This window comes from Trebonia kvetii (assembly GCF_007827045.1).
GTDB classification, from domain to species: domain Bacteria; phylum Actinomycetota; class Actinomycetes; order Streptosporangiales; family Streptosporangiaceae; genus Trebonia; species Trebonia kvetii.
In genome coordinates, this window is the sequence record NZ_RPFW01000004.1 from 488,106 (window position 1) to 510,190 (window position 22,085).

The 22,085-nt window shown below is 70.9% G+C and carries 22 protein-coding genes and 1 pseudogene; 14 read left to right on the forward strand and 9 right to left on the reverse strand.

Annotated features, from left to right (window positions below; all coding sequences use genetic code 11):
- The first annotated feature begins 78 nt into the window (after positions 1 to 78).
- Positions 79 to 705 carry a nucleotidyltransferase family protein gene (locus EAS64_RS22195; protein ID WP_145855653.1) on the forward strand — a complete coding sequence of 209 codons (627 nt, stop codon included), beginning with the start codon at positions 79 to 81 and terminating at the stop codon, positions 703 to 705.
- Here the strand turns inward: EAS64_RS22195 and EAS64_RS22200 are convergent.
- The 3 genes from EAS64_RS22200 to EAS64_RS22210 form a co-directional block, all read right to left on the reverse strand.
- Positions 674 to 1,588, reverse strand: a complete 915-nt coding sequence (locus EAS64_RS22200) for an aldose 1-epimerase family protein (protein WP_145855655.1) — start codon at positions 1,586 to 1,588, stop codon at positions 674 to 676. The two genes, EAS64_RS22195 and EAS64_RS22200, sit on opposite strands and share 32 nt — an antisense overlap.
- Before the next feature lie 518 nt (positions 1,589 to 2,106).
- Positions 2,107 to 4,833, reverse strand: a complete 2,727-nt coding sequence (locus EAS64_RS22205) for a mediator complex subunit 15 domain-containing protein (RefSeq protein WP_145855657.1) — start codon at positions 4,831 to 4,833, stop codon at positions 2,107 to 2,109.
- Positions 4,833 to 5,267 carry a hypothetical protein gene (locus EAS64_RS22210; protein ID WP_145855659.1) on the reverse strand — a complete coding sequence of 145 codons (435 nt, stop codon included), beginning with the start codon at positions 5,265 to 5,267 and terminating at the stop codon, positions 4,833 to 4,835. Before EAS64_RS22210 ends, EAS64_RS22205 begins: the two co-directional genes overlap by 1 nt.
- 251 nt (positions 5,268 to 5,518) lie before the next feature.
- Between EAS64_RS22210 and EAS64_RS22215 the strand changes: the two genes are divergently transcribed.
- The 6 genes from EAS64_RS22215 to EAS64_RS22240 all read left to right on the forward strand — a co-directional run bounded on the left by EAS64_RS22215 (position 5,519) and on the right by EAS64_RS22240 (position 10,527).
- Positions 5,519 to 6,226: an SseB family protein gene (locus EAS64_RS22215; protein WP_145855661.1), complete on the forward strand. Its 708-nt coding sequence runs from the start codon at positions 5,519 to 5,521 to the stop codon at positions 6,224 to 6,226.
- 342 nt (positions 6,227 to 6,568) lie between these two features.
- Entirely contained in the window at positions 6,569 to 7,750 is a 1,182-nt protein-coding gene (aroC, locus tag EAS64_RS22220; protein WP_145855663.1) for a chorismate synthase, read from the forward strand.
- Entirely contained in the window at positions 7,750 to 8,394 is a 645-nt protein-coding gene (locus tag EAS64_RS22225; protein WP_246115807.1) for a shikimate kinase, read from the forward strand. The genes aroC and EAS64_RS22225 overlap by 1 nt, the downstream gene beginning before the upstream one ends.
- Positions 8,395 to 8,482: 88 nt before the next feature.
- Positions 8,483 to 9,559, forward strand: coding sequence for a 3-dehydroquinate synthase (gene aroB, locus EAS64_RS22230; protein WP_145855665.1), 1,077 nt, complete (start codon positions 8,483 to 8,485; stop codon positions 9,557 to 9,559).
- The gene (gene aroQ / locus EAS64_RS22235) at positions 9,556 to 9,999 is read left to right on the forward strand and encodes a type II 3-dehydroquinate dehydratase (protein ID WP_145855666.1); all 444 of its coding nucleotides are present in this window, start codon (positions 9,556 to 9,558) and stop codon (positions 9,997 to 9,999) included. The genes aroB and aroQ overlap by 4 nt, the downstream gene beginning before the upstream one ends.
- Before the next feature lie 30 nt (positions 10,000 to 10,029).
- On the forward strand, positions 10,030 to 10,527 hold the full coding sequence (locus EAS64_RS22240; RefSeq protein WP_145855668.1) for a shikimate kinase: 498 nt from the start codon (positions 10,030 to 10,032) through the stop codon (positions 10,525 to 10,527).
- A 61-nt stretch (positions 10,528 to 10,588) separates the two neighbouring features.
- Here EAS64_RS22240 and EAS64_RS22245 read toward each other — a convergent pair whose 3' ends face one another.
- Positions 10,589 to 11,926, reverse strand: a complete 1,338-nt coding sequence (locus EAS64_RS22245) for an ATP-dependent 6-phosphofructokinase (RefSeq protein WP_145855670.1) — start codon at positions 11,924 to 11,926, stop codon at positions 10,589 to 10,591.
- Positions 11,927 to 12,168: 242 nt separating this feature from the next.
- Here EAS64_RS22245 and EAS64_RS22250 point away from each other — a divergent pair, with 242 nt between their 5' ends.
- Together EAS64_RS22250 and EAS64_RS22255 are read left to right on the forward strand one after the other, a co-directional pair.
- Positions 12,169 to 13,206 carry an LLM class F420-dependent oxidoreductase gene (locus tag EAS64_RS22250; protein ID WP_145855672.1) on the forward strand — a complete coding sequence of 346 codons (1,038 nt, stop codon included), beginning with the start codon at positions 12,169 to 12,171 and terminating at the stop codon, positions 13,204 to 13,206.
- A gap of 177 nt (positions 13,207 to 13,383) precedes the next feature.
- Entirely contained in the window at positions 13,384 to 13,800 is a 417-nt protein-coding gene (locus EAS64_RS22255; RefSeq protein WP_145855674.1) for an HIT family protein, read from the forward strand.
- Here the strand turns inward: EAS64_RS22255 and EAS64_RS22260 are convergent.
- Positions 13,774 to 15,030 (reverse strand): MFS transporter, encoded by a 1,257-nt coding sequence (locus tag EAS64_RS22260; RefSeq protein WP_222849503.1) that lies wholly within the window; start codon positions 15,028 to 15,030, stop codon positions 13,774 to 13,776. The two genes, EAS64_RS22255 and EAS64_RS22260, sit on opposite strands and share 27 nt — an antisense overlap.
- A 74-nt stretch (positions 15,031 to 15,104) precedes the next feature.
- Between EAS64_RS22260 and EAS64_RS22265 the strand changes: the two genes are divergently transcribed.
- A complete protein-coding gene (locus EAS64_RS22265) occupies positions 15,105 to 15,701 on the forward strand; it encodes a CGNR zinc finger domain-containing protein (RefSeq protein ID WP_145855677.1) in 597 nt (198 codons plus the stop codon).
- Here EAS64_RS22265 and EAS64_RS22270 read toward each other — a convergent pair.
- The 3 genes and pseudogenes from EAS64_RS22270 to EAS64_RS45995 all read right to left on the reverse strand — a co-directional run.
- Entirely contained in the window at positions 15,584 to 16,573 is a 990-nt protein-coding gene (locus EAS64_RS22270) for an SAM-dependent methyltransferase (RefSeq protein ID WP_246115808.1), read from the reverse strand. The two genes, EAS64_RS22265 and EAS64_RS22270, sit on opposite strands and share 118 nt — an antisense overlap.
- A 171-nt stretch (positions 16,574 to 16,744) precedes the next feature.
- A complete protein-coding gene (locus EAS64_RS22275; RefSeq protein WP_145855678.1) occupies positions 16,745 to 17,566 on the reverse strand; it encodes an SAM-dependent methyltransferase in 822 nt (273 codons plus the stop codon).
- 76 nt (positions 17,567 to 17,642) lie between these two features.
- Positions 17,643 to 17,854, reverse strand: a pseudogene (locus tag EAS64_RS45995) (SAM-dependent methyltransferase); the annotation flags it as partial.
- A 64-nt stretch (positions 17,855 to 17,918) separates the two neighbouring features.
- Between EAS64_RS45995 and EAS64_RS22285 the strand changes: the two are divergent.
- From EAS64_RS22285 to nusB, 3 genes are read left to right on the forward strand one after another with little or no spacing between them, the layout of a single operon-like run.
- On the forward strand, positions 17,919 to 19,004 hold the full coding sequence (locus EAS64_RS22285) for a M24 family metallopeptidase (RefSeq protein WP_145855680.1): 1,086 nt from the start codon (positions 17,919 to 17,921) through the stop codon (positions 19,002 to 19,004).
- A 13-nt stretch (positions 19,005 to 19,017) separates the two neighbouring features.
- Positions 19,018 to 19,575 carry an elongation factor P gene (gene efp / locus EAS64_RS22290; RefSeq protein WP_145855682.1) on the forward strand — a complete coding sequence of 186 codons (558 nt, stop codon included), beginning with the start codon at positions 19,018 to 19,020 and terminating at the stop codon, positions 19,573 to 19,575.
- A gap of 48 nt (positions 19,576 to 19,623) precedes the next feature.
- Complete coding sequence (gene nusB / locus EAS64_RS22295) at positions 19,624 to 20,199, forward strand: transcription antitermination factor NusB (protein ID WP_145855684.1); 576 nt, start codon at positions 19,624 to 19,626, stop codon at positions 20,197 to 20,199.
- A 77-nt stretch (positions 20,200 to 20,276) separates the two neighbouring features.
- On the opposite strand, the gene EAS64_RS22300 is transcribed toward nusB, so the two are convergent.
- Complete coding sequence (locus EAS64_RS22300; protein WP_145855686.1) at positions 20,277 to 20,927, reverse strand: DUF3159 domain-containing protein; 651 nt, start codon at positions 20,925 to 20,927, stop codon at positions 20,277 to 20,279.
- 281 nt (positions 20,928 to 21,208) lie between these two features.
- On the opposite strand from EAS64_RS22300, the gene EAS64_RS22305 reads away from it, so the two are divergent.
- Positions 21,209 to 22,045 (forward strand): class I SAM-dependent methyltransferase, encoded by an 837-nt coding sequence (locus EAS64_RS22305; RefSeq protein WP_246115809.1) that lies wholly within the window; start codon positions 21,209 to 21,211, stop codon positions 22,043 to 22,045.
- Positions 22,046 to 22,085 lie beyond the last annotated feature (40 nt).

Here is a 22,085-nt window from a genome sequence, read left to right on the forward strand (position 1 = left end):
TACTTGCCAACTCGCCAACTTTCAAACTATTTGAAAACTCCTCGCCGCAGTGTCGCTGGCCTCGGCTACCGTTGGGTCGTGGTCACACGGGTCGCGGGAATCCTGCTGGCCGCCGGGGACGGAACCCGGCTCGGCCAGCCGAAGGCAACGGTGGAACTCAACGGCGCAACCCTGGCCGAGCGCGGCGTGGCGCTGCTGCGCGCGGGCGGCGCGGACCCGGTGCTCGTGGTGACGGGCGCGGTTCGCGTCGCGGTGCCAGGCACGGTGACCGTCAGGAACGAGGACTGGGCCTCGGGCATGGGATCGTCCCTGGTCGCCGGGCTGCGTGCGGTCGACGCCGACGGCGAGCGGGCCGGCGGTGACGCCGGCGTGGCCGCCGCCGTCATCGCCCTGGCCGACCAGCCGCTTATCGGGCCAGAGGCGGTGCGGAGGCTGATCGCCGCACATGCGGCGGGAGCGTCGGTGGCGGTCGCCGCCTATGACGGCAAGCCGCGCAACCCGGTACTGATCGCCCGTGAGCACTGGCCCGCGGTCGTCGCGATGGCGAGCGGTGACGCGGGTGCGCGTCCGTTCCTGCGCGCGCACCCGGATCTCGTCACGCTGGTGGAATGCGGTGACACCGGCAGCCCTGACGACATCGACACACCGGAGGAACTCGCCAGAGTCCGGGCGCTTACTCCGCCCGCACGCCCCATCGGACGGTGACCGACTCCTTCGGCTGCAAGACGATCAGGTCCTCGCCGCTGGCGAACGCGTTCGGCGGGCACGTCATTGGCTCGACGGCGACCGCGGTCCGGCGCCGCGCCGCTGGCAGCGGGTCGCTCGTGAAGACCTGCAGCCAGGGGTTGGCCGCGTCCATCCACATGGCGGTGGTGCGCTCGGGTCCGGTGAGCCGCACCCAGGCGAGACCGTCGGAATCCCGGTGCAGGCCGGTGAACGCGGTGTCGAGCTTGATGCCTGCCAGCTTCCGTGCGGTGCGCAGGTCGTACCCTGTCCCCGTCACGTCCTGAGCAGGGCCGGACGGGATCAGCCGGTCGTCGACCGGCAGCCACCGGTCGGCGGGCAGTTCGAGCTCGCACTCGTCGATCGTGGCGGTCCCCGCCGACAGGTACGGGTGCGTCCCCGCGCCCCAGGGGGCGGGCCGGCTGCCCTTGTTAGTGGCGGTGATCGTGACATGCAGCCCGGATTCGGCGGCAACCCGGTATGTGATATCCACCTGCACGCCGAAGGGGTACCCCTGCTGCCCGAGCGGCAGGCAGCGAAGGGTCACCTCGTCCCTGTCGTGCGTAGTCCTCGTCCACGGCACCCAGCGGGTCAGGCCGTGGATGGCGTTGCCTCGCGGCGGCTCCGAGAGCGCGAGGTGGTAGTCCTCGCCGCCGAAGGTGTAGCGGCCGCCGTCGACCCGGTTCGGCCACGGGGTGAGCAGCTGCCCCATCCCGTCCGGCGGAAGCTGGTCGGCGTCGAAGGCGGTGATCAGCAAGGTCTCGCCGAATCGCAGGCCGCGCAGGCCCGCGCCAAGCTCGGTGACGGTCGCCTGGTAGTCGCCGGCCTCGATCTCGTACTGGGTGCCTGTGAGCGGGATCGTCATGCGGATCAGCATACGGATCCGCCGGTCGGGCCGCACCGGCCGGGCCGCACTCGATCGCCGGGCCCGCTGGCGTTACCGTAACAGATTGTTTAGAATTCGAATGTCAATTTTATGCTAGAGTTGCGAATTGACCTTTATGTGAGTCATGTGAGCTGCGGAGAAAACGTTTCAACTGTCGCGGCGATCCATTTTCTGCGCCCAGTCGCGCGTGCCGTTTTGCCTTCTCGCATGGTGAGAATACGGGCATCGGCATGCCGTTTTCCGGGGAGGAGGGCCGACGGGGCTGCTTGGGGAGCGGGGGACCGTCAGCCCCGTCGGCAATTTAAAGAGTAGCCTCCCATCAGCGGTCAGCTCTACTGTTCTGGCTATTCTCAGCGGAACGGCATCGACGCGCGCCTTTATAGTCGGCGCGCAAATGGCCGCGCCACAGTCCCTTCCGCCGGCGGGCACGGCGTTTTCGCGGTGCGGGTGCGACTGCTGGACGGCACCGAGTCCGAAGGCGGGGCGTCGGCGGGCAATTAGCCGCGGCGCGGGCTGAGGCGGCCGTTGCGCAGTGCCTCGGCCGCGAGCACGCCGAAGAGATAGAAATACGCGGCCTCTTCGTCCTCGAAGAACCGCACCTCGTGCCTGGCGTCCTCGGCGCAGCTGAACACCTCGTAGCCGCCGTCGGTCTTGAACAAGCACATCGCACCGGTGACCTCCTCGTCGACCGCGTAAGCGGAACGGGGAATGTCGGCCATGTCCACGAGGTCGGCGAAGATCGCCGACATGGCGAGCCGGGGCTTGCGCGCGGCACGCCGGCCGCGCACCGCCCCTGTCAGCTTGCTGAGCGCGCCGGCGGCCGCCCCGATGGGCGAGGACTGTTCGCGGCCGGTGGTGGGCAGCGACGTCTGCGGACCAGTCACGGTGCCCAGCTGCGTCGGCGGCGCAGTGACCGGTGCTGGCGCCTGGGCCGTGCCCGCTGCCGGCGCGGGAACCGCGGGTCCCGATGGCGCGGGCAGCGTGATGTCCGGTGCCGCGGCCATCGCGGGTGCGGCACCGGCCGCCTGGGAAACCGGCCCGAGCGGAGCGGACTGCGGCATGCCGGGCATCGAGGTGGCCGGCATCGGGGGAGCGGGAACCTGGGGCGCGAGCGCCCTCGCAGGAGCCGGCGCCTGCTGGCCGAACGCCTGCGGGCCTGCCTGCGGCTGCCCGAGCGCCGTCATGGCGCCGCTGTCCGACACGCCGGTCCCAGCCGGCAGCCCCGCCGTTCCCGCCACCACGCCGCCGGGAGTCGCGGCTGGAGGGAACGGCGTCTGCGAAGCGGCCTGGCCGACGGGCTGACCAAGCGGCGCGGGCGGCATAGCCTGCACCTGCTGCGCCATTGGCATCGCCTGGCTGGCCAGTGCCGCCTGGCCAGCTGCCGGCTGGCCTGGCGCCGGCTGTGCCTGCTGCGGTGCGGCCATCGGGAGCTGCGCCGCCTGCGGGTACGCGGCTCCGCCGGCCGGCGCGTACTGCGGGACGGCGGACTGGCCGCCAGGCGGCGTGTTCCGTGCGACGTCCTGGTCCTGCTGCTGCGGGTAACCGGTTTGCGCGCTGCCCTGCTCCGGCTGCGGGTAACCGTTCTGCGCGGCGGCCTGGTCCTGCTGGGGGTAACTGGTCTGCGCAGCGCCGGGGGCCTGCGGATAGCCGTTCTGCGTACCGCCCGGGGCCTGCGGATAGCCGTTCTGCGTTCCGCCTTGGGTCTGCTGCGGATAGCCGTTCTGCGTACCGCCTTGGGTCTGCTGCGGATAGCCGTTCTGCGTACCGCCCGGGGCCTGCGGATAGCCGTTCTGCGTTCCGCCTTGGGTCTGCGGATAACCGTTCTGCGTTCCGCCTTGGGTCTGCGGATAGCCGTTCTGCGTTCCGCCTTGGGTCTGCTGCGGATAGCCGTTCTGCGTTCCGCCTTGGGTCTGCTGCGGATAGCCGTTCTGCGTTCCGCCTTGGGTCTGCTCCGGATAGCCGTTCTGCATTCCGTCTTGGGTCTGCTGCGGGTAGCCGTTCTGCGCGATGCCGTTGCCGGCGAATCCGCCCGGTGCGACGCCGCCGCGCTGCGGGTCGAAGGCCGGCTGGTAGTACCACGTCCCGTTGCTGTCTGGCGCCGGTGAGCCGTGCCATGCCGCCGCGGCGGCAGGCGGCTGCGAGTTCTGTGCCGCCGCGCCCGGCTGCTGGGGCGGTGCGGCCTGCTGTACGGCAGGAAGCGACGGGGCCGACTGCTGTGCGGCCGGAAGCGGCGCCGCGGCAAGAGGCACGGGGGGAAGTGGCGCGGCGCCGGCGAAGGACTGCGCCGAACCAGGCTGAAGCGCGGACTGCGGTTGCCCGCCTGGCCCGCTTTGCGCGGGGCCGAGCGCCTGCCGCATCACCGGAGCCTGTTGCATGCCGGGAGCCTGTTGCATGCCGGGCGCCTGCTGCACGCTGGGAGCCTGTTGCATGCCCGGCGCCTGCGGTCCCACGGGAAGCTGCGGCGCGCCGAGCATCGTGGGAGCGCCAGCGTACTGCCCCATCCCGGTGCCGACGGGCAGGCCAGCCGCGGGGTTCTGGTACGCGGCCGGCTGCTGCTGCTGGACGGCGGCCGCCGGCTGCGACAGCGTTCCAGGGGGAAACTGCCCGGTTCCGGCAGGCGGAAGCTGGCCGCGGGCCGCGGGCTGGGCCGTCCCCTGCCCGTTCCACCCGCCGCTCTGCGCCGGGTTCAACGCGGCCTGACGGCCGCCGGCACCTGGGCCACCCGCGAGGGCGCCGCCCGAGGCAGGCCCGATCGCCGCGGACATCGCGCCCGCGCCGGCACCGCCACTCGAGGCGCCGGCGCCGATAGCCCGCGGCAACGCGGACAGCAGCAGCGAAATCGGGAACTCGTGCCGTTCCTCGGCCAGGTCCGTCACGTCGTGCCGCACGACGACGACCTCGAAGACTCCCCTGTCGACTTCCCAGTAACCGAGTTGCGCCGCCCGGCGCTCGTCCATGCCCAGGTACACGATGTGCAGCCGGTCGCCGAGATCGTCAAGGACCAGGCACGGCTCGCCGTGGTAGGACCCGATGGGCCGGGACTCCCACAGCCCGTCGAGATCGTCGAGCCTGACCTGCTTGCGCCAGATTCCGCCGGGAGCGGGAGAGAAGCCATGCTCCTCGGGCGGCGGCGGCGCGGCGAACAGCGTCACATCGCGGTCGGACGGGCCGACCGCGGCCTGGTAGGAGGCGCCAAGGTAGGAGGCCATGAGTCGGTACCGCATCAGCCTTGTCCCTCCCTCGGTCGCCGCCAGGCAAGCCCGTCATACCGGGCCACCGGTTCCTCGCCCGCGTCCGCCAGCCGGCACAGCGTCGTGCCGACTGGTATCTGGATTGGCTCCAGGTAGAACTCCACCCGGCCGGAAGCTCCGCGCGCGCTGACCGGCACATAGCCGTCGATCTCTCTCGCCTGCCAGCACAGGAAGTACAGCTCCGCCATATCGGGCTTAAAGTCCGACCCCTCGTAGCCTAGGCCGAGTGCGTAGAACGCGTCTGCCGTGTTCCTGAAGACGACGTCGCGAACCCGGTGCACGTAGCCCGCTATTACCCCGCGCTGCCCGCTCATGTACGGTCCGACCATCCGCGGCGGTACTACCTTCCGCATCGGCGTGCCGGGAAGTATCCGCGCGGCTTGCGCCGTCTCACGTGCCGAACCCACGGATCTGCTCCCTCCCGCTAGCGCCGCAACCCCTGATCCGGACCCTGCCAACCGGGCGCGGAGGCCTGCGTGTCGCCGCAGGTCATGAGGTTTCCATATCCGACATGTGCGCTCAAGCGATTCTGCCGTGGAGACCGACGATACCCACGGTTAAATGCAGCTTTCATAGCTTTCACTACATTCAGTAGCCGCCATAAGTCCCTGTGGTGCCCGCCGGGCGTGGCGGCGGCGGTGCGGGATAGGGTCGGCTCGTGTCGACGAGCGGAGGGCCGGCGAGCAGAGAACCGGCAAGCGGGGCGCCGGCGAGCGGCGGGCCGGCGAGCGGCGGGCCGGCGAGCAGACCCGCGGGTGACACGGGCGGCGCCGATCCCGCGCTGACGGCGATCCTCGCCGCGTACGCGGCCGGCCAGGCCGCGGAGACCGCGGTGCTCGCCGCCGTCGCGGCGACCCGCCTGCTGGTCCCGGTCGTCGCTGTGCTCGCCGAGGCGAACGCGGACGGCACGGAGAAGGAAACCGAGATGGCCCTGCCGACCCTGATCGGCAACGACGGGCGCAAGGCGGTCATCGCGTTCACCGGCGTCGAGACGGTCACCCGCTGGCGCGCGGACGCCCGCCCCGTCCCCGTGCCCGCGCCGCAGCTGTGGCCTGCCGTGGCGGCGGAGGAGGCCGACGCGGTGGTCGTGGACGTGGCAGGGCCCGTACCGCTGGTCATCGAGGGCGCCAGGCTGCGCGCGCTGGCCGCGGGCGAGCCGGCCCCGCTCCCGCACGCCGATCCTGACGTCCGTGCCGCGGTGGCGGCGGTCACCGACGGCTTCGACCTGGAACCGGGCGGCGAGGATGCGGACCTGACCGTCACGCTGCGCACTGCCGACCCGGACCGGGCAAGGGCGGCCGCCGAGGCCATCGCTGCCGCGCTCGCCCCCCGGCTGCGCCGCGGTATCGCCTTCCGCCTCGGATAACAGCAACAAGCGCCCCGCGCCGCAACCGCTCGCGCCGCAACCGTCCGTCCCGCAACTGCCCGCGCCGCAATCGCCCGCAAGCGCCCCGTCCCACAACCGCCCCGTGCCGCAAACATGTACTGCGTTTGGGGCAAACTCAGGGACTTTTTGACCCGGTTTGTACCACCAGAAGTCAGTACACCTTTCGCCGCAGCGGGTGAGCGCGTACGACGCGGCAACGCTTGGGGCAGGCGGGGCGGGGATGGGGGAGCCACGCACTCGTTCTGGATCGTCGTCGTCCGTATGGCCCTGAGCCGCAGGCTGGCGCGAGTCTGGGCAGGCCCGGACGATAGGGTGATCAGCATGTTTCGGTGGCTGACGGCGGGTGAGTCGCACGGGAAGGCTCTCGCCGCGATCTGTGACGGCGTGCCGGCGGGGGTGCGAGTCACCAGTGAGGACGTGGCCGCGGCGCTCGCGCGGCGGCGGGCGGGCTACGGCCGCGGCGCCCGGATGAAGTTCGAGCAGGACGAGGTGGAGCTGACCGGCGGCGTGCGGCACGGGGTGACGCTCGGCGGCCCGGTCGCCATCCGGGTCGGCAACACGGAGTGGCCCAAGTGGGAGACGGTCATGGCGCCCGATCCCGTCTCCGCGGAGGAGCTCGCGGGCCAGGCGCGCAACGCGCCGCTGACCAGGCCACGGCCCGGCCACGCCGACCTGGTCGGCATGCAGAAGTTCGGCCACACCGACGCGCGGCCGATCCTGGAGCGGGCCAGCGCCAGGGAGACCGCGGCCAGGGTCGCGCTCGGCGAGGTGGCCCGCAAACTGCTCGAGCAGGCCCTCGGCGTCCAGGTCCTGTCGCACGTGGTCCGCCTCGGCTCCGTCGCGGTCCCCGACGACGCGCCGGTGCCCGGCCCGGGCGACTTGGCGCGGATCGACGCCGACCCGGTGCGCTGCGCCGACGCGGCGACGGCGGCGCTGATGGTGGAGGAGGTCGACGCCGCCCGCAGGGACGGCGACACTCTCGGCGGTGTGGTCGAGGTCGTGGTGTACGGGCTGCCGCCTGGCCTCGGCAGCTTCACCCAGTGGGACAGGAAGCTCGACGCCAGGCTGGCCGGCGCGCTGATCTCCGTCCAGGCGTTCAAGGGCGTGGAGTTCGGCGACGGGTTCACCACGGCAGGCCGCCGCGGCTCGGCCGCGCACGACGAGATCTACCTCGGACCCGACGGTGTGCGCAGGCGCACCAACCGGGCCGGCGGCATCGAGGGCGGCATGTCCACCGGCGAGGTGCTGCGGATCAGGGCCGCGATGAAGCCCATCTCCACGGTGCCGCGCGCCCTGGAGACCATCGACGTGGCCTCGGGCGAGCCGGCCAAGGCGATCAACCAGCGCAGCGATGTCACCGCCGTGCCCGCCGCGGGCGTAGTAGCCGAGGCGATGGTCGCACTCGTGCTCGCCGAGGCGGCGACAGAGAAGTTCGGCGGCGACTCCGTGGAGGAACTGCGCAGGAACGCGGAGGGCTACCTGAAGTCCCTGGTGATCTCCTGATGGCAGGCACCGACATCGCAGGAACCGACACGGCGAGCACCGACACGGCAGGCACCGACACGGCAGGCATGGGCATGATAGGCACCGCGACGACCACGGACGAGGACACGAGCGGCGGCCTGGTGCGAGGCCCGGGCACCGGAGTCGTGCTCGTCGGGCCGCCGACGGCGGGTAAGTCGTCGGTCGGCGCGCTGCTCGCCGCCGAGCTCCGGGTCCCGTTCGCCGACACCGACGCGCTCGTCGCGACGGCGGCGCACAAGCCGGTCGGCGACATCTTCGTCGACGACGGCGAGCTGGTCTTCCGCGAGTTCGAGCGGGGCGCGGTGGCGCTTGGCCTGGACGCGATCAAGCCCGAGGGCGGCGTGCTCGCGCTCGGCAGCGGCGCCGTGCTCGACCCCGACGTGCGGCGGATGATCGCCGGCCAGGTGATCGTCTACCTGGAGGCCGGCTTCGCCACTGTGGCGAAGCGCACGGGCATGGACCGGCCCCGGGTCGTCATTCCAGGCAACCCGCGCGGGCGGCTGCGTGCCATGCTTGACGAGCGGCGCCCCGTCTATGCCGAGCTCGCCACGCTCACCGTGAGCACCGACGACATGGCCGCGGAAGAGGTGGCCGCCGACCTTGCCGCGCGGCTCCGCGGCTGAAGCGGACCAGGCGGATCAACCGGATCAGGCGGGTCTGGCGAATCAAGGCGAGTCAGGCGGACCATAGGCGGATGAGGCGGATAAGCGGATGACCGAGACTCGAATCCCCGTCGGCGGGGACCAGCCGTACGAGGTGATCGTCGGCACCGGGGTACTCGGCGCCCTGCCGGACCTGGTCGGCAAGCGGGCGGAGACGGTCGCCGTCATCCACGACGAGCGGCTTGGCGCGGTCGCGCGGCCCGTCTCCCGTGTGCTTGAGGACGCGGGCTACCGCGTGGCGGTGACCGGCGTGCCAAGCGGCGAGACCGCCAAGGACGTGTCGGTGCTCGCCGGGCTGTGGTCCTGGCTCGCCGAGTCCAAGGTCACCAGGACCGACTGCGTGGTCAGCGTCGGCGGCGGAGCGGTGACCGATCTCGCCGGGTTCGCCGCCGCGAGCTGGCTGCGCGGCGTGCCCGTGGTGCACGTGCCGACGACGCTGCTCGGCATGGTCGACGCGGCGGTCGGCGGCAAGACCGCGATCGACATTCCCGAGGGCAAGAACCTGGTCGGCGCCTTCCACCCGCCCGCGGGCGTGCTCGCCGACCTGGCGACCCTGGAAACGCTGCCGCGCGAGGACTACGTGGCCGGCCTCGCCGAGGTCATCAAGGCCGGCTTTATCGCCGACCGCGAGATCCTCCGGCTCGTCGAGGCGGATACCGACGGCGCGGCGAAGCCGCACGGCGCGCACGCCCGCGAACTCGTCGAGCGGGCCATCGCGGTCAAGGCCCGGGTGGTATCCGCGGACCTGCGTGAGTCCGGCTTGCGGGAGACGCTCAACTACGGGCACACACTCGGCCACGCGATCGAGAAGCTTCAGCGGTACCGGTTCAGGCACGGCGACGCGGTGGCGATCGGCATGGTGTTCGCCGCCGAGGTGGGACGGCTCGCCGGGCGCCTGAAAGCGGCGGACGTGGCACTGCACCGGGAGCTGCTCACCGCGGTCGGTCTGCCCGTCCGCTACCCGAAGGCCGCCTGGCCCGCGCTGCGCGAGACGATGTCGCTGGACAAGAAGACGCGCGGCGCGCGGCTGCGCATGGTAATCCTGGACGGCGTGGGGAACCCGATCATCTATGACAGCCCCGCCGAGGACCTGCTCGCTCAGGCATACCTGGCGGTGTCCGCATGACCGCGGCAACGAGGGTGCTCGTGCTCAACGGGCCGAACCTCGGCCGCCTCGGCAAGCGCGAGCCGTCGATTTACGGTTCTGCGACGCACGCCGACCTGGAAGAGCTGTGCCTGCGCACGGGCAAGGAGCTCGGCCTCGATGTCGAGGTCAGGCAGACCGAGTATGAGGGCGAGCTCGTCACCTGGATTCACCAGGCGTGCGACGACCAGACGCCCGTCGTGCTCAACGCCGGCGCGCTGACCCACTACTCCTACGCCCTGATGGACGCGGTGAAGATGCGGACCGCGCCGCTGGTCGAGGTGCACATCTCCAACATCGCCGCGCGCGAGGGCTTCCGGCACGAGTCGGTGATCACCGGGGCGGCCACCGGGATCATCGCGGGCTTCGGCTTCCAGTCCTACATCCTCGCGCTGCGCGCCATCGCTGAGCAGGTCCGGTGATGGGGCAGCTCCGGTGATGGGACAGCTCCGTTGATCGTCCTCGTCGGCTTCATGGGCGCGGGCAAGACCACGGTGGGCCGCATCCTCGCCAGGAGGCTCGGCGTACCCTTCCGCGACAGCGATGTCGTCATCGAGCAGCGCGCGGGCCGGCCGATCAGGCAGATCTTCGCCGAGGAGGGCGAGCCCGCCTTCCGCGACCTGGAGCACAAGGTCATCGCGGACCTGCTGGACGGCACGGACAGCGTGCTCGCGCTCGGCGGCGGCGCGGTCCAGCGCGCGGACACCCGTGACCTGCTCAAGGACGTCCCCGTCGCCTACCTCCGGATCAGCTACGCCGAGGCGATGCGCCGCGTCGGCGGCGATCAGGGCCGCCCGATGCTGGTTCGCCCGGACGTGGCGCAGCTGCATGCCGAGCGCGACCTTGTCTACGCCGAGGCGGCGACCGTCACGGTCGACGCTGGCACAAGCCCGCCGGAGGCCATCGCCAGGGACATCCTGACCCTGCTCGCCGACGCCGAAGCCAGCTAACGCCCAAGCCCGCTAACGCCGACACCCGCTAACGCCCGCGTAGGGACATCCCAGGCAAAATTCAGAACAGCCGCTCCGGCTGCCCCGTCGCCTCGAGCACCGACATCCACAGGTCGCCGTTGGGGTCGACCTGGTTGCGGCCGCCGGTGGCGACGGGGATCGGGATGTGCACGAACCGGCCGTGCCAGCGCCCGACCACCATCGCCGTCCGCCCGGCCATCGCGGCGTGCACGGCGGCCTGGGCGAGCCGCAGGCAGTACACCGCGTCCCAGGCGTTGGCAGGCACGCTGCGGATCGCGTACCCGGGGTCGACGTAGCGCAGGCTGAGCTCCTCCCTGGTCGCGGCGTAGTCGTCGATGATCCGCTGCCGCAGCAGCGCGCCGATGTCCGCCAGCCGGGCGTTGCCCGAGGCGTCGACCGCCCCGTCGTACTCGAACAGGTCCTGCCCCGCGCCCTCGGCCACCACGACCACGGCGTGCCCCTGCCGTCGCACCCGATGCCGCAGCTTGGCGAGGAACCCGCTCTCGCCGGCAAGGCTGAACGGCATCTCGGGAACCAGCACGAAGTCCACGTCGTGGCTGGCGAGGGCGGCGTAGCAGGCGATGAACCCGGAGTGCCTGCCCATCACTTTGACGAGGCCGACCCCGTGCGGCGTCGAGCTCGCCTCGGTGTGCGCGGACTTGATCGAGTCGGTGGCGCGGGTGAACGCGGTCTGGAAGCCGAAGCTCTGGTCGATGAAGGGGATGTCGTTGTCGATCGTCTTCGGTATGCCGATCACCGCGAGCCTCATGCCGCGGCGGACCGCCTCGTCGGCGATCTTCGCGGCGCCGCGCAACGTGCCGTCACCGCCGATCACGAACAGCAGCGAAACGCCGTAGTGCTGCAGCGTCGTCACCATCCGTGACGGATCCTGGTTTCCGCGCGACGTGCCGAGGATGGTGCCGCCCCTGTTGTGGATGCCGGCCACCAGGTCGTGAGTGAGCCGGACCGGCTCGCTGTCGCCGACCAGGCCGCGGAAGCCGTCGCGGAACCCGAGCACCTCGGTGACGCCGTAGTTGTCGGCGAGCTCGAGGACCAGGCCGCGGATCACGTTGTTGAGCCCGGGGCAAAGGCCGCCGCAGGTCACGATCGCCGCCCTGGTGGCGGCCGGGTCGAAGTAGATGTACTCGCGTGGCCCGCCCGGTTCGAGCGAGGGCAGGTCGGCGACGTCGCACAGGCGCGCCGCCGCGCCGTCGACGGTGTCGTCGAGCAGCACGCGGTCCAGTTCGTGCACATAGTGCGGCGAGCTGACCCTGCTCTGCAGAAGCTCGGCCATCGGGGACACGATTCCGGGCTCTCCGAGGCGCCGCACCCGGAGCGCGGCAGGCGTGATGGACAGCGGATCAGCGGTACTCACCATATGCACTAGCTTGCCGTTTCCATGTTACGCCGGGGGTCTCGCAAGGAGTGGTCTAGTCCATTGTGGTCTAGACCACGGTACAAAGCTACCTAGTACTCGTGTATGGGGGACACCCCGGGGATAGCCTGCGCCCGTCCAGCGGGTTAAATTGACCCCTGGCCCCGGCCGCGAACGGCAGGGAATACCCCGCGAGCGACAGCGGACGGTGGCCAAGCACCAGCGATTGGCAGGGAGGCCAGCATATGCGCGTCGGGATGATGCTCAACTACTCCGGCGGGTTCACCGAGACGGTCAGCGAACTCGCCGACTTCGAGCGGGCGGGCCTGGAGATCGTCTTCGTCCCCGAGGCGTACAGCTTCGACGCGGTGAGCCAGCTCGGCTTCATCGCCGCGAAGACGGAGCGGCTGGGGATCGCCTCCGGCATCCTGCCGATCTACTCCCGCACGCCAGCGCTGACCGCGATGACCGCCGCCGGCCTGGATTTCGTCTCCGGCGGCCGGTTCACCCTCGGCCTTGGCACCAGCGGACCGCAGGTGATCGAGGGCTGGCACGGCGTGCCCTATGACGCGCCCGTCGGCCGCACCAGGGAGCTGATCGAGATCTGCCGCGCTGTCTGGCGCCGCGAGCGCCTCGACCATCACAGCAAGCTCTACGACATCCCGCTGAGCAGCGGCGGCACCGGCCTCGGCAAGCCGCTCAAGCTGATCAACCACCCTGTCCGCGAGCGCATCCCCGTGGTGATCGCCGCGCTCGGCCCGAAGAACGTCGCGCTCGCCGCCGAAATGGCCGAGGGCTGGCAGCCCATATTCTTCTTCCCGGAGAAGGCGGGCCTCACCTGGGACGCGCCGCTCGCCGAGGGCACCGCCAAGCGTGACAAGACGCTGCCGGGCCTGGACGTGATCGCCGCCGCGCCGCTGGCCATCGGCGACGACGTGACCGGCCTGCGCGACCTCACCCGCCCGATGTTCGCGCTCTACATCGGCGGCATGGGCGCGCGCGGCAAGAACTTCTACTACGACCTGGCCTGCCGCTTCGGCTACGAGGCCGAGGCGGCCCAGATCCAGGACGCCTACCTGGGGGGACGCAAGGACGAGGCCGCCGGCCTGGTCCCCGCCGAGCTTGCGGAGAAGACCTCGCTGATCGGCCCGCTCGGCTTCGTCAAGGAGCGCCTCGCGGCCTACCGCGAGGCCGGCGTGACCACGCTCAACGTCACCGCGCTCGGCGCCAGCCACGCCCAGCGCGTCAAGGACATCGAGACCATCCGCGGCCTCGTCGGATAACAGCAAGAAAGATGTGATTCCCGAACGGTTGCGTGGCTCCGCCCCTCCCGCAACGGCGCCTCCGCGCGTGGCGCGTTTGCGGGCGGGCGCCTGCCAGGTGTCCCGCCGTCCAGGTCTTGGCGACGGGCCGTTCCGGTCGGCCGGATGTTCTCGGCGCCGTGCCGGTAGCATCCCGCCGTGGACAATCAGCAGGCCGACTGCGTCTTCTGCCGGATCGCGGCGGGCCGGGAGCGAGCGTGGACGGTGTACGAGACCGGAGAGGCCATCGCGATCCTCGATCGCTCTCCCGCCGTCCCCGGGCACACGCTCGTCATCCCCCGCCGTCACGCCGCGGACATCTGGGACATCGGCCGCCAGGACGCCGCGCGCCTGATGGAGGCGGTCCATGACGTCGCCGCGCTGCTGCAGCAGCGCCTCAGCCCGGACGGCATGACCCTGTTCCAGGCCAACAGACCCGCGGGCTGGCAGACGGTCTTCCACATCCACGTGCACCTGGTGCCCAGGCACCATGGCGACCCGCTCACCGTGTCGTGGCAGCCGCGGTCCGCGACCGAGGCGGAACTCGACCTAGCCCACAGCCGCATCCGCGGATGAGGCCGGCGCGCGGCTGACGACGGCGTCCCGGCGTCCGGTGATCGCACGGAGCAGCCATGGCTGGACGGCGGCCATGGCGAGGCAGAGGGCTGAGCTGGCGGTCCACAGCGCCGCAGAGCCCAGGGAACCGATCACCCGGGTGGCCAGCAACGGGGCAGCCACTGTCGCGATACCCCAGCTCAGCCCGTAAACAGCCAGGTAGCGTGCCGTCGCGCCCGGCGGTGCCAGGGCCGTGACCACCGCGAACGCGCGGCCAGTCAGCAGCAGGTTGCCGATGGCCCAGGCGACCGTGGGGGCGAAGAGCGCGGCAAGCGAGTGCGCCACCGCGTACCCAGCCATGCCGGTTCCGAGCAGGGTGAAGCCGGCGGCAGCCGCGGCCGGGTGGGACAGGCCAGTGAGCGGCTTGCTCTGCAGCAAGGGCCGGCCAAGCACAAGCGTGAGCGTTCCGGTGACCAGGCCGACGCTGGCCGGATCGAGGCCGTTGGCCGCCGCCGACAGCGGCAGCCCGACTAGCATCACCATGGAGACGAGCGCGAACACCGTGCCCGCTGCCGTCATCGCGAGCAGCGCGGGATCGCGCCACGGCGATGCGCCGCTGTCCGGGCGCTCACCCGGATCGCCATGGCGCTCGCGCGCGGGCGGCGTCGACCCGAGCCGGTCGGCGGGGAGCCAGAGGTACACGATCAGCGCGCAGCCGAGACAGCTGGCGGCATCGACCACGAAGAGCCAGCGCAGGCCGGAACGCCCGACGGCGGCCGCGACCAGGCCCGCGCCCATGTTGCCCACGGCAAGCGCCGTGGTCAGCAGCGCGTAGGCCGGTGCGCGCTGGTCCGGCCGGGTCGCGTCGGCGATCATCGCCTGGCTGGGCGGTTCGTAGAGCTCGAAGGCGAACCCGAGCAGCACCGCGCAGCCCGCCGCCACGGCGGTATCGGGCGCTGCCGCGATGCCGAGCTGCGCGGCGGCGCACCCGGCCAGGCCGGCGAGGATGGTGCGGCGACGGCCAAGCCGGTCGGCCAGGTGCCCGCCAAGCAGCCTGCTCGGAATGGTCGCCAGGCCGAACAACGCCGCGACGGCGCCCGCGGTGCCGAGGCTCGCGCCAAGATCGCGGGACAGCAGCACGGTCAGGAACGCCAGCGAGAACGCGCCGAGCTGGTTGACCGCGCGGGCGGCGGCCAGTATCCGGACCTGCCGGGGAAGGCGCACTCGCGATCGGCCAGGAACGATTGTCACGCGCCCTCCCCAACAGTGACTGACAAAACGGGTAACGTTAGTCACACCATAAATTGAGGACAGTGACTGGTCAAATGCTTTTCGATAGTCACATCGAGCTGCTGCTCGAGGCAGCGGTCTCGCTGGTGAATGAGCTGACCGACGGCGAGCGGCAAGGCAGGCCGTACGCCGCTCCGGCCGGCGAGGAGTTGCTCACGGCCGCGGCTGCCGCCCTGCCCGTCCGCGCTCAGGCGCGGGTGCCCGAGCGGCTGCCCGGCGAGAGCGCGGCATACCTGTTCCGGGCGGCGCAGGTGATGCGCGGCGTGTTCGAGGCGATGGCAGCGGACCGGCCCGATGACGCCGCCGCGGCCGTCAACCGGCTGCTGCGGGATACGGGTGCCAGGCCGCAGCTTGACCGCGTCGACGGCGAGCCCTGGCAGGTGCACTTCCACGGGTCGAGCGACACCTACGGAGTCGGCTGGAGCGCGGGCTGCGCCACGGCGCTCGCGCTGGCGGTGGGCAGCGAACTGGCCGGACGACTCGGGGTCTGCGGCGCGCCGCACTGCGACCGCGTCTACGTGGATGCCTCACGCAACTCGGCGCGCCGGTTCTGCTCGGCCCCGTGCCAAAGCCGGGTGAAGGCCGCCGTCTTCCGCGCCAGACGCGGCGTGCGGAGCGGCGAGAAGACCTGACGGAGCGCCGGTAACGGCTTGCGGGCGACCCCGCCGTAGCAGGACACCTCGGCGGGGGTCGGCCGCGGCCCGTTCGTGTCCGGCCGCCACTCCGACACCAGGACCACGCCGGGCGGCACCAGGTCGAGGCCGGAGAAGGCGAGCGAGGCGAAGTCGTCGGCGTCGCGCGAGTGCATCGGCAGGCCCGCCTTGTGGTAGGCGCGTTGCCCGCCGCCGACGCCCTCCGGGTCGTGCTCCATCGTCATGTGCGACGCGGCCAGGTACGACCCGGGCGGCAGCGCGTCGAGCAGGGTGGCGAGGACCGCCTCGGGCTTGTCCTCCTCTTGCAGGAAGTGCAGCACCGCGACAAGCATCAGCGCGACCGGCTTGTCGAAGTCGATCACCTCCCGCACCACCGGGGAGGACAGGATGTCGAGCGGCGACCGCAGGTCGGCCTGAATGTAGGCGGTGCGGCCCTCGGGCGCGGAGGCGAGCAGCGCCCTGGCGTGCGCGAGCACCATGGAGTCGTTGTCGACGTAGACCACCCGGCAGGACGGGTCGGCGCCCTGGGCGATCTCGTGCACATTCGCCTGGGTCGGCAGACCGGAGCCGATGTCGAGGAACTGCCTTATCCCGGCGTCGGTGGCCAGGTACCTAACCGCGCGGCCGAGAAACCGCCGGTTCTCGCGCAGCCCGATCCGGCCGGCCGGCCAGGACGCGAGCGCGGCGTCGGCGACGGCGCGGTCGGCGGCGAAGTGGTTCTTGCCCCCCAGGTAGTAGTCGTACATGCGCGCCGGGTGCGGCCGGTTCATGTCGACGTCCGGCAGGGAGTCTTCTGACGCGAGGAAATCGGTCATGCTCCCGTCCTTCCACTCGCTGCCCCGGAACGTCACAGACGCCATTCTACGGACGATTCACTCCCGTCACTGAGCGGTTCTGCGACCAAAATCAGCGGTATTTGCGGCTTTACGCAACGATTTCAGCATCAGACATAGATAACAGCAAAAAAAGAAGCCCGGGCGAACGTTTGTTCACCCGGGCATCCCCTGTCACTCGCCGAGGCGTCAGGGCTTGCGCGCGACGCCCGCGTAGCAATTCACCTCGTACGGCGCCGGGCGCGGCCCGGTGCCATCGGGCCGCCATTCCGAGACGAGCACCACGCCGGGCGGCACCAGTTCGAGCCCGGAGAACGCCAGCTTGGCGAATTCGTCGGAGTCCCGCTTCTGCATCGGGATGCCCGCCGCCCGCATCACCCGCTGTCCCGCGGACGTCGCCTCCATGTCGTGATCCGTCACCAGGTGCGTCGCCGCCAGGTAACTGCCCGACGGCAGCGCGTCGAGCAGGGTGGCGATGACCTCCGCCGGCTGGAAATCGTCCGGCGCGAAGTGCAGGATCGCGACGAGCATGAGCGCGATCGGCCGGCCGAAGTCGAGCACGCCGCGGGTGGCGGGGTCGGACAGGATCGCCGCGGGGTCGCGCAGGTCGGCCTGGATGTAGGCGGTGCGGCCCTCGGGCGCGGAGGTCAGCAGGGCCCGCGCGTGGGTGAGCACAAGCGGGTCGTTGTCGACGTAGACGACCCGGGCCGACGGCGTGACGGACTGCGCGACCTCGTGCACGTTGTTCATGGTGGGCAGGCCGGTACCGATGTCGAGGAACTGCCTGATCCCCGCCCCGCCCTCGTTGACATCCGTCGCGAGGTACCTGACGGCCCGGCCGAGGAACGCCCGGTTCTCCCGCGCGGCGATCTGCACATGCGGGCTGTTCCGCAGCACCTCCCGCGCGGTCTCCCTGTCGGCCGCGAAGTGATTCTTCCCGCCGATGAAGTAGTCGTACATCCGGGCGGAATGCGGCCTGGAAGTGTCGATCTCTGGGGGCAGTTCCGACATGTCCGAATCCTATCGCCGGCCCTCAGCGCTTGCGGGCGACTCCGCCGTAGCAGTTCACCTCGCTGGCCGGCGGCAGCGGGGCCGAGGTGAGCAGCGCCTGGGCGTGCCGCAGCACGAGCGGGTCGTTGTCCACGTGACCACGCGTGAGGCGGGCGTGATCGACTGCGCCACCTCGTGCACGCTGCTCATCGTTGGCAGGCCGGTGCCGATGTCAAGGAACTGGGTGATCCCGGCTTCCTCCGCGAGGAACCTGACGGCCCGCCCGAGGAAGGCGCGGTTTTCCCGCGAACCGGATCGTCGGCGCCTGCGGCGCCGACGATCCGGGTGGACGCGCCGGGGATACAGTCGAGGCATGCCGGAAGCCCACGCAGCACGACGCCGCCGCGCCCAGCGGCTCATCAGGGAAAGCGGCGCCGACGCCGCGCTCATCACTGCCGGGCCCAACGTCCGCTACCTCACCGGCCTCGCCTCGTCCAACGCGGCCCTGCTGCTGCCGGCGGACGGTGAGCGCGCGCTGCTCGCCACCGACTCCCGCTACACCGGTGCGGCGCAGCGCGACGCACCCGACGTCGAACTGCTCACCGAGCGGTTCATCGAGGCGAAGCTGGCGACGGAGGCGTCACGCCGCGGCTACCGCACGCTCGCCTTCGAAGCGCACGAGATGACCGTCGAGCGGCACGAGGAGCTGGTGGCGCGGGCGGAAGGCGTAGTCACGCAACCGTTCGGGCAGCAGATCGAGACGCTGCGGATGGTGAAGGACGACGAGGAGATCGAGAAGCTGACCGAGGCCTGCCGGCTGACCGACGCCGCGCTGGCGGAGATCCTGCCCAAGATCCGTCCAGGGATGACCGAACGGACGCTCGCGACCCTGCTCGACCACGCCATGGCCCTGCTCGGCGCGGAGCGTCCCGCGTTCGACACGATCGTGGCGAGCGGCCCGAACGGGGCCACACCGCACCACGCGCCTGGCGGCCGCGCGCTGGAGCGCGGCGACCTGGTGACGATGGACTTCGGCGCGCTGCACGAGGGCTATCACGCGGACATGACCAGGACGGTGGCGATCGGCGCGGTCGCTGACTGGCAGCGGGACATCTACGACCTGGTGGCGACGGCGCAGCGGGCAGGCGTCGCGGCGCTGTCCGACGGGGTCGAGGCCGGGGCGGTCGACGCCGCGGCCCGCGAGGTCATCGAGGCGGCCGGGCATGCCGGGCATTTCCAGCACGGCCTCGGGCACGGGGTGGGCCTGGAGATCCACGAGGCGCCGATGCTGGGGTACGGAAGAACGGGTAGACTGACCGATCGGGTTCCTGTCACCGTCGAGCCTGGTGTTTACCTGCCCGATCGCGGTGGCGTCCGGATCGAGGACGTGCTTGTCGTGACGGCTGACGGCGGGGCCCGATTCCTGACTTCGACCACCAGGGAACTGCTGGTCCTGTAATTGGAGACGACGCGTGGCAAGCACGAATGACCTGAAGAACGGCATGACGCTGAACATCGAGGGACAGCTGTGGAATGTCGTGGAATTCCAGCACGTGAAGCCGGGCAAGGGGCCGGCCTTCGTGCGCACCAAGCTGAAGAACGTGATGTCGGGCAAGGTTGTCGACAAGACTTTCAACGCAGGCATCAAGGTAGACGTGGCCAACGTTGACAAGCGCGACATGCAGTACCTGTACCGCGAGGGCGATGACTTCGTCTTCATGGACCTGTCCGACTACGACCAGCCACGCATTCCCGCCGCGGTGGTCGGCGACGCGGCGAACTACCTGCTTGAAGAGCAGACCGTGACGATCGCGTTCAACGAGGGCACCCCGCTGTACGTGGACATGCCCGCCGCGGTCGAGCTTGTCATCGCGCAGACCGACCCGGGCCTGCAGGGCGACCGCTCCACCGGCGGCACCAAGCCGGCCACGCTGGAAACCGGCGCGACTATCCAGGTACCGCTGTTCATCACCACCGGCGAGAAGGTCAAGGTCGACACGCGCAGCGGCGCGTATCTCGGCCGCGCCTGATGTCGCTTCGCATTCAGACTTCGCTTCGCACCGAACGAGAGGGGTTCCGTGGCCGCGCGTAGCAAGGCACGCAAGCGGGCCCTCGACATCCTCTTCGAGGCCGAGCTGCGCGGCCTGCCCACGCTTGAGTTGCTCAGCGAGCGCCAGTCGGTCGGCGACGTGCCAGTCCAGCCGTACGCCGCCGAGCTGGTGCGCGGCGTGGCCACGCACAGCGAGCGCATCGACGAGCTGATCTCATGGAACCTGGTCGACTGGACGCTTGAGCGGATGCCCGCGGTGGACAGGAACCTGCTGCGGATCGGCGTCTACGAGCTGCTGTGGGCCGACGACGTGCCGGACGGCGTGGCGATCAGCGAGGCCGTCGCGCTGGCCCAGGACCTGTCCACGGACAACTCGCCGCCGTTCGTGAACGGCGTCCTTGCCCGCATTAAGGCCGACAAGCCGGGGCTGTCGCTCGATCCCGACCCGTCCGCACTCGGGCCGGACCTGGAGGCCGGCGAGGACGGCGACGAGGACCCGTACGGCGATGACGATGACGACGACATCGATCCCTATGCGGACGAGGACGACGACACGCAGAACCCGGCGCAGGGCACCGCGCCGGAGCCGCGCCGCCGCCCCTGATCGCGCCAGCCGCGCGTTAACCGAGCCCGGTCCCTTAAACGGGGCCGGGCTTTGCTTTGCAATGCTTTGCGTGGCGGCTAAGCGGCGGTGAAGCGCAGGCGCAGGCCCAGGCGGCGGACCACCGCGAAGAACCACAGCACGCAGATGCCCGCGCCGACCACCGTGAGCCCCAGGGTCACCACGGACGACAGCAGCATGAAGAGCTTGAACGGCTCGGTCTTCATCATGACCGCGAGGCTGAGCGTCAGCAGCAGGAACAGCCCCGCCCAGAGCCAGGTCGCGCCCTGGAAGAACCGGTGCAGCCCCGGGTGATGCGTGCCGTTCGGGTGCCGCAGCGCCACCACTTCCTCGGCGAGCTGGGCGACCAGCGGCTTGCGCGTCGGCGCGGTGCGGGCGAAGACCACGCACATCGCCAGGTTCGCCAGCGGGAACTGGAGCTGGAACATCCACATGGAGCCGGTGCTTATCGCCGCAAGCGTTTGCACCGTCAGCACGAGCGCCGTGATCGTCAGCAACGCGGTGACAGACCCGGTGACGATCTTGCGCAGCGCGATCAGCAGCCACACTACCGCGGTTCCCGCGACCAGGCCCGCGTCGGGGCTGACCAGGTCGGTGACGGCGACGTAGGTGCCGAAGGGCAGGCCTACCGATTCCGCCATGCTCCACGCTGAGGTCCACAGCAGGCGCCGGGGATGCGGGAGCTCGAGGTGCTCGGCAGGCGAAGGCATGCGGTTGAGCATACGTGTCCTTGATGGCTCACGTGCGGTCATTTGCTTACGGCGTTGTGTCGCTTTCGTCCGCTTGCCCCAATCGGCTGCTGAGTTCTCCACGATCGGTAGAACGCGGGCCGCGGGGCCCGGGTTCAGCTCCTTTATCGACAATTAGTGACAAATAAATCACATAAGGTAGCAAGCTGGATGCTTGCTACCCGGCGGTCACCGGATGGCCGGCCGCACTACAGTGAGATTGCACAGTAAGGATGCACGGGCAACCTGGGGAGTGGTTAAGAGTGACCGCAGAGGTTCCCGCGAGGGCCGTGCCAGGCGTGCCGATACCCGGCAGGCCCAAGCCCGGTTGGCAGAGCCCCGACGCCGAGCGCAGGCGCGACGGCTCGCGATCGTCGCTGGTCGCCGATGTCCTGACGGAGGTCATCGCGGCGCGCACCGCTCAGACGGGCCAGCCAAGCCTTGACATCGTTGACGTGGGCGCGGGCACCGGCGGGTTCGCGGTGAGCCTCGCCAGCGCCGGCCACCGGGTCACCGTGGTCGACCCGAGCCCCGACGCGCTGGCCGCCGCGCGGTGGCGGGCCGCCGAGGCCGGCGTCTCGCTTACCGACGTCCAGGGGGAGGCGGCGGACCTGACCAGCCTGGTCGGTACCGCGTCCGCGGACCTGGTGATCTGCCACAGCGTCCTGGAATACGTGGACTCGCCCGCCGCGGCGCTCGCGGCGGTCGCCCAGGTGCTCCGGCCGGGCGGCACGGTCAGCGTGCTCGCCGCCAACACCGTCGCCGCGGTCCTGCAGCGGGCGCTCGCGGGCAGGTACGCCGAGGCGCGGGCCCTGCTGCCAGGCGAAGGCGAGCGGCACGAGGAACCGGCCGCGCAGGGCGCCCGTGCGGCGCGCCGGTTCACGCTGCCCGAGCTGACCGCCCTGATCGCGGGCGCCGGGCTGCGCGTCGGCGACGCGCACGGCATCCGGATCTTCTCCGGCCTGCTGCCGGGCGCGGGCGCCGACCTGACCACGGCGGACGCGCTGCACGAACTCGAGGAGGCCGCCGCCACCTGCCCGCCGCTGCGCGACATCGCCGCCCGCCTGCACATACTCGGAATTGCTGTCCCAGGGAAGTGACTCTCCGGACATCGGGAGACTCGTCAGCCGACGACGCAGG

What these genes read in the sequence shown, in the direction of transcription:
- EAS64_RS22200 (WP_145855655.1), bottom strand. Translation starts at nt 1,588, where the DNA reads ATGACGATCCCGCTCACAGGCACCCAGTACGAGATCGAGGCCGGCGAC.
- EAS64_RS22205 (WP_145855657.1), bottom strand. Translation starts at nt 4,833, where the DNA reads ATGCGGTACCGACTCATGGCCTCCTACCTTGGCGCCTCCTACCAGGCC.
- aroC (WP_145855663.1), top strand. Translation starts at nt 6,569, where the DNA reads ATGTTTCGGTGGCTGACGGCGGGTGAGTCGCACGGGAAGGCTCTCGCC.
- EAS64_RS22225 (WP_246115807.1), top strand. Translation starts at nt 7,750, where the DNA reads ATGGCAGGCACCGACATCGCAGGAACCGACACGGCGAGCACCGACACG.
- aroB (WP_145855665.1), top strand. Translation starts at nt 8,483, where the DNA reads ATGACCGAGACTCGAATCCCCGTCGGCGGGGACCAGCCGTACGAGGTG.
- aroQ (WP_145855666.1), top strand. Translation starts at nt 9,556, where the DNA reads ATGACCGCGGCAACGAGGGTGCTCGTGCTCAACGGGCCGAACCTCGGC.
- EAS64_RS22245 (WP_145855670.1), bottom strand. Translation starts at nt 11,926, where the DNA reads ATGGTGAGTACCGCTGATCCGCTGTCCATCACGCCTGCCGCGCTCCGG.
- EAS64_RS22250 (WP_145855672.1), top strand. Translation starts at nt 12,169, where the DNA reads ATGCGCGTCGGGATGATGCTCAACTACTCCGGCGGGTTCACCGAGACG.
- EAS64_RS22265 (WP_145855677.1), top strand. Translation starts at nt 15,105, where the DNA reads ATGCTTTTCGATAGTCACATCGAGCTGCTGCTCGAGGCAGCGGTCTCG.
- EAS64_RS22275 (WP_145855678.1), bottom strand. Translation starts at nt 17,566, where the DNA reads ATGTCGGAACTGCCCCCAGAGATCGACACTTCCAGGCCGCATTCCGCC.
- EAS64_RS22285 (WP_145855680.1), top strand. Translation starts at nt 17,919, where the DNA reads ATGCCGGAAGCCCACGCAGCACGACGCCGCCGCGCCCAGCGGCTCATC.
- EAS64_RS22300 (WP_145855686.1), bottom strand. Translation starts at nt 20,927, where the DNA reads ATGCCTTCGCCTGCCGAGCACCTCGAGCTCCCGCATCCCCGGCGCCTG.